11 protein-coding genes are annotated in these 11,022 nt (G+C 40.7%); 5 read left to right on the top strand and 6 right to left on the bottom strand.

What is annotated here, in order from left to right; translation table 11 throughout:
* The first annotated feature begins 57 nt into the window (after positions 1–57).
* The 3 genes from QV280_RS14805 to QV280_RS14795 are packed head-to-tail and all read left to right on the top strand — an operon-like array spanning position 58 to position 3,336.
* Positions 58–795, top strand: a complete 738-nt coding sequence (locus QV280_RS14805) for an acyltransferase (RefSeq protein WP_152820761.1) — start codon at positions 58–60, stop codon at positions 793–795.
* A gap of 1 nt (position 796) precedes the next feature.
* Positions 797–1,915, top strand: a complete 1,119-nt coding sequence (locus QV280_RS14800; RefSeq protein WP_023403709.1) for a glycosyltransferase — start codon at positions 797–799, stop codon at positions 1,913–1,915.
* A complete protein-coding gene (locus tag QV280_RS14795) occupies positions 1,912–3,336 on the top strand; it encodes a GumC family protein (protein ID WP_152820759.1) in 1,425 nt (474 codons plus the stop codon). The genes QV280_RS14800 and QV280_RS14795 overlap by 4 nt, the downstream gene beginning before the upstream one ends.
* Before the next feature lie 127 nt (positions 3,337–3,463).
* Here QV280_RS14795 and QV280_RS14790 read toward each other — a convergent pair whose 3' ends face one another.
* From QV280_RS14790 to QV280_RS14765, 6 genes are all read right to left on the bottom strand, one after another.
* Entirely contained in the window at positions 3,464–3,829 is a 366-nt protein-coding gene (locus QV280_RS14790; RefSeq protein ID WP_152820757.1) for a hypothetical protein, read from the bottom strand.
* Positions 3,830–3,838: 9 nt separating this feature from the next.
* The gene (locus tag QV280_RS14785; RefSeq protein WP_039970383.1) at positions 3,839–4,984 is read right to left on the bottom strand and encodes a hypothetical protein; all 1,146 of its coding nucleotides are present in this window, start codon (positions 4,982–4,984) and stop codon (positions 3,839–3,841) included.
* A gap of 267 nt (positions 4,985–5,251) precedes the next feature.
* Positions 5,252–6,376: a M20 family metallopeptidase gene (locus QV280_RS14780; RefSeq protein WP_023403705.1), complete on the bottom strand. Its 1,125-nt coding sequence runs from the start codon at positions 6,374–6,376 to the stop codon at positions 5,252–5,254.
* 9 nt (positions 6,377–6,385) lie between these two features.
* Entirely contained in the window at positions 6,386–6,853 is a 468-nt protein-coding gene (locus QV280_RS14775; RefSeq protein WP_023403704.1) for a YjiG family protein, read from the bottom strand.
* Positions 6,853–7,599, bottom strand: a complete 747-nt coding sequence (locus QV280_RS14770; protein WP_023403703.1) for a nucleoside recognition domain-containing protein — start codon at positions 7,597–7,599, stop codon at positions 6,853–6,855. Before QV280_RS14770 ends, QV280_RS14775 begins: the two co-directional genes overlap by 1 nt.
* Before the next feature lie 415 nt (positions 7,600–8,014).
* Positions 8,015–8,416 carry a VOC family protein gene (locus QV280_RS14765; RefSeq protein ID WP_152820755.1) on the bottom strand — a complete coding sequence of 134 codons (402 nt, stop codon included), beginning with the start codon at positions 8,414–8,416 and terminating at the stop codon, positions 8,015–8,017.
* 345 nt (positions 8,417–8,761) lie between these two features.
* Between QV280_RS14765 and QV280_RS14760 the strand changes: the two genes are divergently transcribed.
* Both QV280_RS14760 and QV280_RS14755 read left to right on the top strand, forming a co-directional pair.
* On the top strand, positions 8,762–9,844 hold the full coding sequence (locus QV280_RS14760; protein ID WP_152820753.1) for a glycosyltransferase: 1,083 nt from the start codon (positions 8,762–8,764) through the stop codon (positions 9,842–9,844).
* Position 9,845: 1 nt separating this feature from the next.
* Complete coding sequence (locus tag QV280_RS14755; RefSeq protein WP_152820751.1) at positions 9,846–11,018, top strand: glycosyltransferase family 2 protein; 1,173 nt, start codon at positions 9,846–9,848, stop codon at positions 11,016–11,018.
* Positions 11,019–11,022 lie beyond the last annotated feature (4 nt).

Genomic DNA, 11,022 nt, shown 5'->3' with positions numbered 1-11,022 from the left:
TACTTAAATTGAACAATACAGAATTTTTCCAATATCAGTGCGCTAAGGATGGTTGCCATGAAGGTGTTCACAATTAATCAATGTAAACAAAAGCTCAAAACAAGCCAAACACCTTTCGGTAAGAAGTTGTTTGCTATCGCAAAAGCCCTTCGCGTGTGTGATATTCGGTTTCCTCACGGTATCAATCGCGCCCTATATAGCGGATATGTGCTAGTACGCAACAGCGTACATTTTCTGACAAGAGTGCTGTTTTACACTCCCGCTTTTCGAGGTTACTGCTCACAATCAGGCAAGTCTCTCTATCTTTACGGTGGCATCCCTTTTATTTCTGGTCCCTTATCAATAAGCCTTGGCGATGACTGCCGCATTTCAGGACACTCCACCTTTAGCGCCAGCGCGCACGTCAGTGATCCACAACTGACAATCGGCTCTAACGTCGGTATAGGTTGGCAAACGACCATAGCCGTCGGAACCAAAGTCGTCATTGAAGATAATGTTCGCATTGCTGGAAAAGCCAATTTATTTGGCTACTCAGGCCACCCATTGGATGCGACGAAACGCGCCCAAGGAAAACCGGATGATATTTCACAAATTGGCGACATCATTTTAAAAAAAGATTGCTGGCTTGGGACTAATTGCATCGTTAAAGCGGGCGTGAGCATTGGCAAAGGCGCTGTGATTGCCTCTGGCAGCGTGGTGACAACCGATATTCCCGATTATGTGGTTGCTGCTGGAGTTCCAGCAAAAGTGATTAAGCACATCGCCCACACTTACAGCACAAAGCAAGGAGCTTAATATGCGCGATCTCATTGTTTTTGGTGAAGATTTCGGCGGCCTTCCTTCAAGTACGCAACATATCATAACGGGCTTAAACCCTCAGCGCCGCATCTTGTGGGTTAACTCCATTGGCCTGCGAAAACCTACTTTATCAGTACGAGATGTGCAGCGTGCTTGTCGTAAATTATTCTCTGTCAGTGAGCAAAAACTGCCATCATTTCAATCCAATCAGGCGATTCCCAGCAACATCAAGGTGATCAACCTTAAAACCTTACCTGCACCTCGCTTCAAATGGGAACGTCATTTTGCTAAAGAATGGATGAGTCAACAGTTGCGTCCAATCCTAAATGAGCTGCAGTTTAACAATCCAATTTTATGGACTTCCTTGCCAACTGCGGCCGATCTTTGCGGACATATTAATGACTCGTCAGTCGTGTATTATTGCGGAGATGACTTTGGTTCGCTGGCCGGAGTCGATCACGCCACTGTTTTAGAGCATGAAAGCACCCTGACGGATAAAGCCGATTTGATCCTGACTGCCAGCGAAGCAATGCAACAGCGATTTCCTGCCTGCAAAACGCAACTGCTTCGTCATGGCGTAAACTATCCGCTATTTAATACGCCCACAACACCTGCAAACGATTTACCTACCGGCAAGCCAATCGCAGGATTTTACGGCAGCTTATCAACTTGGCTAGACTATGATTTGATCAATCAAACAGCAAAAGCCCTCCCCAATTGGAATTTTGTGTTCATTGGACACAATGAGCTTAACCACAATCCCTTTGCTAATCTCAGTAACATTCACCTACTAGGTCCTAAACCTCACCATGAACTGCCCCGTTATTGCCAGCATTGGGATGTCAGCTTGCTGCCATTTTTATTGAATGAGCAAATCAAAGCCTGTAGCCCTTTAAAACTTATGGAATACATTGCTTGTGGGACTCCGATCATTAGCACCCACTTCCCTGCAATTACCCCATTTATCGAGCAAGTTAACTGCATAAATAGCACACAGCAATTGATAGAACGACTACAGAATGTTCAAGCGCTTAGCCCTTGCGATAGCCAATGCGTAAAACAGCAAAGTTGGCAGCAAAGATCTGAATTTGTTGATTGGATTTTGGAGTTGTTATGATTGAATTAAAAATACGCATCGCCGAACTTATTGTCAGTGCTTGGCGCCGACGCTGGGTCATATTTCTACCAAGTTTGATATTACCTATCGTCGCGGTTAGCGTTGCGCAACTGGCCCCAACACAGTACAAAGCACATACCAGCATGCTGATCCAAGAAACAGCCAAAATGAACCCATTTTTACAAGATCTTGCAGTCTCTACTGGGTTAAATGATCGCTTCAGTGCCGTGCAGACACTGTTAAAAAGTCGGCATGTTTTGTCTTTAGTCGCGCAAGAATTAGCGCTTGTTGATGACAGCAGTTCTGATTATGAAAAAGATCAAATAATGGCAAAAATTGCGATGAATCTACGCGTAATCCAACAAGGAAAAGACTTGCTCAAAATAGAATATTCTGCGCGCTCACCAGAAGGTATGAAGGAACTATTAGAGTCCGTCAGTTACCATTTTATTGAACAATTACTGGCCCCTGAACGCTCGTCCATTCGCGATTCAAGTACCTTTTTAACCGAACACATCAACAAACGTTTTGAAGAGTTGCAGTTGGCGGAGCAAAAACTGGCAGATTACACCAATATTCACTCCTCTCTTACCCCAGAGATCCAAAGCCAAAGCTATGCTCGCATTGCTGTCTTAAAGCAAAGCCTTGCTGAAAAAGAAGCCGAGTTATTTGGTGTGAAGCGAAGCTTAGGATCGCTAGACCAACAACTGTCGAGCACCAATCCAGTAGTGGGACGTATTGAAGACAAGATCATCGAAATTCGCAGCCAGTTAACCTTACTTCAAGCACGATACACCCAAAATCACAGCTCAGTTCAAGCTAAACAAAGAGAACTAAACCGTTTGGAACAAGAACGTGAGGTGTTACTCAATTCCAATCAACCAAGTCTAAATACCGATCAATTACGAAATATGGCAAGCAGTCAAAGCATCAACAATATCGCGAGCATTCAGCCTTTATTGATGAGCCAATTGCAAAATCTACAACAAATACGCAGCCGTTTTGAAGCCCTCACCGAAGAGACAGACCGTCTGCGCAGTATGATCCAAGAACTAGAAACAAAAACCCAAGGCTATGGAGACAACGTCAAAGAAATTTATAGCTTGAAAAGAGAAGTAGAAATGAAACGTCAGTTGTATGAAGAGTTAGTACAACGCTACGAAATGGCGCAACTCACAGGGGCGTTGGGCGTGTTTGAAGAAAATAAGCGAGTCAAAATTATCGATCTGCCTTTCACCCCAAGCTCACCTTCAAATTGGCCTATGTTTATCTACCTCATTATTGGATTAATCGGTGGATTAGGACTTGGCACAGGCATTGCCATTATATTAGAACTGTTTGACACCACAATACGAAATGAAGCGGATGTCAAATCCGTAACGTCGATACCCATTATGGTGATATCGCCTGCTTCTCATTGATTAATTTACGTTTTTTTATTTTTGTATCGGTGCCTGTCCTTGATATAGCCGATAAAAATTATAATATATGCTCAATAAAAATACGGTGCTCCTATTTTCTATTAAGAAGCACCGTATTAATCTTTTCTTATTCCATTAAACGTAAATACTGAGGATTGGAAACTTGAATTTGAAGCTTATTCTTGTACTCTGTAATCTTTCCACGAACACAGATTTTTTGATCTTCAAGATTATCTAATTTACCAAAACGTTCTTCAAAGGGGTTAAGGTTTCTATTCCAGATTAATATTGTTAGAGTTTGATTTGGATAAGATTTATCTAAATTTAGATACTGCGATTTCTTTCCCTGAGATACCTGTGCTACTTTTCCACACGCCATTACGGTTTCACCTACATGAAAAGGAGCTTTATATGCTTCTATTCTTGCCTCGGTCGCATGGACACTAAATGACATAGCAAGCATGCTAAATAATGATATGAGTAATTTTTTCATTTTGCTTCCTTAAAAAACATCTAGTTGTGTTCTTGAATTTACCGTAGTTTGTATATGGGTTTTGTATTTGGCAATCTTTCCTGACACACATACCTTTTTATGTAGAAAATACTCAAACGATAACTTACCGTTTAGTATATTTTTTTTGTCATTACTCCAAACCACCATGCTAAATGTTGATTTAGGGAATTTTTCATCAAAGTTCAAATATGTACCCTTTGAAAAATCACTAATTTGTGAAATAACACCACAAATAGTTTTATAATCACCAACGTACTTCGATGCAGATTTAGAAGATACTGCACCATTAGGCATCCAAGAAGCGGAAGATAATACTTGTTTTATTTCGGAGTCTGAAACTTCTTTCCATGTATTAACTGGTGAAGACTCCGGTTCAAAATTAGTAGTATTTTTAGGTTCTATTTTAGTTGGAGTAGATTCGTTAATATCATAAATATTATCACTACTAGATATAAAGAATACTCCACCAATAACTAACATTAATACAAGAACACCAATAGCTATACCTTTATTTCTATTGTTACTTTTTTGATGTGTATCCAGATTATTATTGGTATCGTTTTTTGATTGCATATCCAAAATTAAAGAGCGAAGCTCATTAATTTGTAATCTTATATCAGTAGTATTCTTATTCTTCTCTTCCAAATTATTTAATTTCTCGTCATACCAAGATACTAAGTTCTCTCGCTCTTTTTGTTTATATTCATCGGTCATTTTATTTTTTGATTGAATATATAAAGTATCATTGATTTTACGAATTATTTTATCTGATTCAAACAGCATTTGCTTATTTGTGAACCTTAAAACAACACCAAACTTAGTAATCAGTGAATTTTGACGAACTAAAAAGTCTTTCCATCGCTGATGATTAACATCTTTATAAGTACCGTCAAGCTCAATTGGGAGGCAATAACCTTTCGATTTATTAATTATCATAAAATCAATATAACGATTTTTCCCATTATCATCCTTAAAGTGATATTGAGGAACAACATCATTAGGCGTTACTTCGGGTAGTTGAGTCAGGACTCGATCAACAAATGCTTCCTCATAACCTGCCACATGCTCTATTTGTTTTGAATATCGTTGTTTCCAAGTCTTCCAACTCAACACTTCATCACCAAAAACCATCATATATTTATTCAAATATATTAATGGAAATTACCTATTGTTCATAGCGACAAAGAACCAGAGAAATAACATCTATATGTTATAGATCAACATTCAATGAATTTTTCTATTACAAATAATTTAATGCATATGAAGTATATTCCACATAGTTTTAGTTTTATGTGAATATATGTGCGTATCAGATTTAATATTGTCATATGAGAATAATTGTAAAACAACAAAGCCGCGAGTAACCATACTCGCGGCTTTAATTAGAGCTAAGAAATGAACTTATTTAGCGAGCTTAGTTAGCACACTCATTAGCAATTTGATGCGTGGTTCTATCGACTCAAGCAGCAGATATTCGTCCGCGCTGTGAAAGCCTGCACCAATAGGGCCTAATCCGTCGAGTGTTGGCACACCTAAGATAGCAGTGTTGTTAGCATCTGAGCCGCCGCCGACCTCTTTCCAGTTAATATCGATATCTAGCTCATCGGCCGACTCTTGCACCATTGCCATTAGTGGCTCAGTGAGTTCTGAAGGTACCATAGACGGTTTGTAGGCTTCACGTTCAATGGCAATAGTGACGTCTTCAACAAATGGGGTTTCGATCATTTGTTTAAGAAGAGCATCAATTTGATCGTATTCCGCATTATCCCAAAAACGAACATCAACAATAGCAGTGGCAAGATCAGGTACGATATTCGCCCCTGCACCACCTGAAACGACACCGACATTTAGCGTTGTGCCTGACTCAAAATTAGTCATCGCATTGATTGCTAAAATCCAGTTGGCCATTTCAGTAATCGCACTGCGGCCTTTTTCTGGCTCGTTGCCAGCGTGGGCCGCTTTACCATTGAAGGTAATTTTGTAATGTGCCATGCCTTTACGAGCTTTAACTAAGCCACCGTCCGCGCGCGCCGCTTCAATCACTAACACATTGCGAGCTTTTTTAGCCGTTGCTTGAATCCAATCAACCGAATCCATGGAACCGGTTTCTTCGTCTGGGTTCATGCAGATGCAAATAGATAGCTTGTCTAATACCGCTTGATCTAGGTTACGTAATGCGTATACCACATTCAGCAAACCTGATTTCATGTCAGAAACACCTGGGCCATAAGCTTTTTCTGCATCCAAAGACATTGGACGTTCAGCAACTGTGCCAACAGGGAACACCGTATCCATGTGCCCGATCATCATTACATCGATATGATCAGCATCAGGTTGGTTGCGAATTTCAAGCCCTACACCCGCTTTACCACAGTCAATACGCTTAACTGTCCAGCCAGGCATTGATTGATATTTTTCAGCCATGAGGTTCGCAATCACCTCAATACCGGCAACGGTATAAGTACCACAATCTACATTAATTAAAGGGCGAAGCTCTTCTAGATATTCGTTTAGGGAAAAATTCATCGCGAGTCCTTAAAGAATCATATTCATGACAAACATGGCGCCAAATGCGTTCATGATTGAGATAGCAATCATCACCGGAATATAACGAGCTTCAGTGCCGATAGGTCCCATGATGCGACCCATATATTGAACTTGCGAACCCATTAGGTAAATAGCAGGTGCCAGAATCGCAATATGTGCGCCATTTAGAATACCTTGGTCAAACAAAGTAATCACCACGCCCACTGCGCCACCCATTGACATCCATGCGCCAATTAACACAGCTGCTGCTTCACCCGGTAGACCAAAAACAGCCATCACAGGAGCAAAGATAGAACCCATAAGATCTAGAGCACCAGTAATTTGCAATGCTTTGATGATAACAAATGCCATTAAAACATTTGGAACTGTTGAGGTAGTTGCGATAACCCAGCCTTTTTTAGCACCCTCAACAAAAATATCTGTCACCATAGGTTTTTTCGCTTTGACTTCGCTCATTATGCTGTCTCCTCAGTCAATGTTTTCTCTTGTTTGTCTTTCTTCTCGTTGTCTTGACCTTCTTTACCTTCGGTAATGTTTAGATAAACTCGGAACAAGTTTGCACCAATAAACTTGAAGGCAAACATTACAATTACAGCCAGACCAATCGACGATGGAACTGCAATCGAGCCATCTGGGTTGGTTAACGTAAACAGCACAGCGCCTGATGAGAAGAAGTTCACAATTGCAGCACCTGCGGTAAATTGGAACATGGTGAAGATATCAGTTTCACGCTTAGTTAAATGCTTTTCATCTTTTAACTGGCGAGTCATTGCCGCACCTGCATCGGTACTTTGCAAAGAAGCGATCAGTGCTAGACCCGAGTTACCTGGGATACCAATTAATGGACGAAGAAGAGGAGTCAATAATCGACGAGCTGCGTTAAGTGCACCATAGTGCTCAAGAACGTTGATCATACCTAGAGCAAACATCACGGTTGGGATAAGAGTTAATGCGAAAATGAAACCGTCACGAGCACCACTACCACCTTTACCACGCAAAGACGTTGTAGCAGCTTGCACACCATCTGCCGTCTCGGATACTGCATAAGCAACCTTGCCAAAAGAACCATTTAGAGTTGTAAAGTCAAAAACCCCATACCACTCACTTGATTGCATGAATCCAGAAAAGAACACGACAGCAAAAGCTAACGCTACGTAACTACCAATTCCGACTTTAACGTCTTTATCAAACGGCTGAGTCATAACCACCTCTTTTTTAGTTAACTACAGCATATAGAAATGCCCTTTAGGCGGTATTATGCGCATATTTAATCTAAAAAAATTGACGGTGGTCAACAAATTTTTCTAAAAAAAACATAAAGAGTAAAATAGTGTATTAATTTGTGAACACACTATAAGCACTAGATTTTATACATCAGTGCAGAATTATATATGACATATGATTCATAGATGGGTGTTTTAGGTTTTTCTTAAAACATAAAAAATAACAAAAAGTGGAAATAAATTATGAATATAAATGCAATCGAGTGCTTATGCGATAGTAGGGGCAGATGATGGGGTCAGGTCTTGAAATTTGCATACTCTAGTCGCTAAAATTTTAAGGACACACACCATAAATTTTTCTAATATTTTAAGGACACACACCAAATTTAAGCATTCAATTGAGTTGTAATAAGTCCCATTTATTACCATAGAGATCTTGAAATACTGCGACGGTTCCGTAACTCTCTGTACGGGGCTGTTCGTTGAATTTAACCCCATTCACTTTCATTTGGTTATAGTCTCGCCAGAAATCATTAGTCTGCAAAAATAAGAACACTCGCCCACCCGTTTGATTTCCAACCACTCGTTTTTGTTTTTCTGTACTGGCTTGCGCCAATAATAAATTGGTTCCATTAGAGTTTGGTGGTGAGACTTGAACCCAACGCTTTCCTCCGCCAAGGTCAGTATCTTCCAGCAACGTAAAATTGAGCCTTTTAGTATAAAACTCAATCGCGTCATCATAGTTCTCTACGACCAAGGCAATATTGCCTATTTGTTGCTTAACTTCCTGCGTCATTCTTGAACTCCCACGATTAAAAATGTATTCGTCGTATTGTCTATTTACTATCAGTAAGCCCTCTCCAAAAAGCAATTATATGGGGCCAGTGATATGGGGTCAGGTCTTGAAATTTGCACTCTCGCAATTGAGCGCAATTAAGGACACACACCGAATCCGGGCCTTTTTGTTTTAAGGACACACACTGAAAGTGTTATTTGTCTTGGCTGAATTTCAAATTGATTCTCATAGTAAGAAAAAATCACCATGAAAATTAATTACTCTAAATTTCAATCACTTATCGTTTGGCACGAGTCATGCATCGTATTACCCAAGAAGTAATATAAAGCTGAACAAGGAATTGTTATGAAGAAAGGACGCCGAACAATCATTCATGTAGTGCAACACTTAGCGCCCGGAGGTATAGAGAGCCTAGCGTTGGATTTTATTACCTTTGGTGATGCTAATGATGATGTCTATATTGTTAGCCTACAAGGGACAAAAACAGATGCTATTGCCAAATGGCCACGCTTACAGGCATTTTCTCAGCAGTTGATATTCTTAAATAAGCCTGAGCGATTTTGCAGCAAAACTATCTCTGATTTGTGTGCGCTGTTTAAAAGGTTATCCGTTGATGTGGTGCACACTCATCACATTGGCCCTCTTTTGTATGCTGGGGTGGCTGCAAAATTAAGTGGCGTGCGCTCAAAAGTACACACCGAGCATGATGTATGGCACCTCAATCGTTATAAACATCAACAAATTCAAAAGCTTCTACTTAATTGGGTGAAACCAGTTCTGGTTGCAGATGCGGTTAAAGTAGAGCAGCGTTTAAATGATCTGTTTGTTTACGCTAAATTAACCACCATCCACAATGGCATTGATACCAAACATTTTTTACCCGGTGACAAGCTATCGGCACGCAACACCCTAAATATCCCGAAAAATGCCACTATCATCGGTAGCGCAGGACGATTAGAGGCAGTTAAGGGCCACGATCTGCTTATTCACGCTTTTTCACTATTGCCCAAACAATACGTGCTTGCCATCGCAGGCGATGGTTCGCAAATGACGTCATTAATTGGGCTAGTCAAATCATTGAATTTACAAGAACGAGTATTATTTCTTGGTCGTGTGGATAACATGCCTTGTTTTTATCAAAGTTTAGACTTGTTTTGTCTGCCATCTCGACATGAAGGATTTCCACTTACTGCCATTGAAGCTCAAGCATGTGCTATTCCAACACTGGTCACTGATGTCGGTGCTAGCAACGAAACCTTATGTCCCAACAGTGGACGACTTGTTGCTGCCAATAGCCCTAGCGAATTGGCATCGGCCATTGAATCCTTTCAATTTAACACCGGTTCACCTCGTGATTTTGTGGTGAAAAACCATGACATTCGTGACGTTGTCACTAGATATTCACAGCTCTTCGCCAAGGAGGCTTAACATGTCTCACTATCATATGCTGCTAAGCATTGTTTTTATTGTCGCTAGTTTACTGGTTATTTATCATCATGCCGGCTATCCATTGCTTCTTAAATGGTGGACAAAACACACATCCCAACAATCGTCTCGGGCCAGTCAACGTCACTTTAGACAGTGTCAACAAGACTCGAACCGCCCCACTGTCACTTTTGTGATACCGGCATACAACGAACAAGCATGGATAGCCGACAAGATTCGCAACACAGCTTCACTGGATTACCCAAAACAAAAACTGGTCGTCAAAATCATTTGCGATGGCTGTACAGACAACACGTTTGAGGTGGCAACCGCCACAATTCAAGAAGCCATCTGCGCCGATACTCTTTTTGAAGTGATTGCGCATAAGCAAAACCGAGGCAAAGTCGCCATTATTAACGAAGTTGTGCCTAATATCAGCAGTGACTTAACCGTGCTCAGTGATGTGACATCACTGGTCTCCATTGATGCTCTATTGGTGGCTGAAACACATTTCAATAATCAAAAGGTAGGCGTCGTCAATGGGAGCTATTCATTATTTAGCTCAGGTAGTGATGGCGAACAAAAATATTGGCAATATCAAAGCCAATTAAAAGCTGCTGAAGCCAATCTAGCGACATCTATTGGCTCTCATGGCGCTTTTTATATCTTCCGCAGTCACCTATTTCAACCGCTTGCCTCCAATAGTATTAACGATGACTTCATCCTACCGATGCAAATTGTTAAAAAAGGGTATCTGGCCGACTATGATGCTGACGTTATCGCTACCGAAATGCAGCCAACCTCTTTAAAGGATGACTTTGCTCGTCGGTTACGAATTTCGGCCGGAAACATGCAACAAGCCATCACATTATTCGGCTTGTTTCACCCTAAATTTAAAAACATCGCTTTTGCTTTCTTTTCTGGAAAAGGCCTTAGACTGCTCACTCCCTATTTGATCTTCATTACCCTAATTACCAGTGCCATCCTGCAGCAGTATGCTGTTTTCCAATTGGCCTTTTATGCTCAAATCGCCATTTTTGCCACCAGCATTGTGTGTTGGTTACTTCCATCACTCACTAGCATTAAGCCTTTAGGACTTATCCATTATCTTTGCATGGGACATACCGCAAATTTCATTGGCGGGGTTCGCTATTTAATTATTAAAAACAATCACTAACGCA

This window comes from Vibrio sp. B1Z05 (genome assembly GCF_052955985.1).
Note: the sequence above shows the minus strand (reverse complement) of the source record. Positions and strands in the feature narration are given on the sequence as shown.

What these genes read in the sequence shown, in the direction of transcription:
- QV280_RS14780 (WP_023403705.1), bottom strand. Translation starts at nt 6,376, where the DNA reads ATGAATTTTTCCCTAAACGAATATCTAGAAGAGCTTCGCCCTTTAATT.
- QV280_RS14790 (WP_152820757.1), bottom strand. Translation starts at nt 3,829, where the DNA reads ATGAAAAAATTACTCATATCATTATTTAGCATGCTTGCTATGTCATTT.
- QV280_RS14755 (WP_152820751.1), top strand. Translation starts at nt 9,846, where the DNA reads ATGTCTCACTATCATATGCTGCTAAGCATTGTTTTTATTGTCGCTAGT.
- QV280_RS14765 (WP_152820755.1), bottom strand. Translation starts at nt 8,416, where the DNA reads ATGACGCAGGAAGTTAAGCAACAAATAGGCAATATTGCCTTGGTCGTA.
- QV280_RS14775 (WP_023403704.1), bottom strand. Translation starts at nt 6,853, where the DNA reads ATGAGCGAAGTCAAAGCGAAAAAACCTATGGTGACAGATATTTTTGTT.
- QV280_RS14785 (WP_039970383.1), bottom strand. Translation starts at nt 4,984, where the DNA reads ATGATGGTTTTTGGTGATGAAGTGTTGAGTTGGAAGACTTGGAAACAA.
- QV280_RS14805 (WP_152820761.1), top strand. Translation starts at nt 58, where the DNA reads ATGAAGGTGTTCACAATTAATCAATGTAAACAAAAGCTCAAAACAAGC.
- QV280_RS14795 (WP_152820759.1), top strand. Translation starts at nt 1,912, where the DNA reads ATGATTGAATTAAAAATACGCATCGCCGAACTTATTGTCAGTGCTTGG.
- QV280_RS14800 (WP_023403709.1), top strand. Translation starts at nt 797, where the DNA reads ATGCGCGATCTCATTGTTTTTGGTGAAGATTTCGGCGGCCTTCCTTCA.
- QV280_RS14770 (WP_023403703.1), bottom strand. Translation starts at nt 7,599, where the DNA reads ATGACTCAGCCGTTTGATAAAGACGTTAAAGTCGGAATTGGTAGTTAC.
- QV280_RS14760 (WP_152820753.1), top strand. Translation starts at nt 8,762, where the DNA reads ATGAAGAAAGGACGCCGAACAATCATTCATGTAGTGCAACACTTAGCG.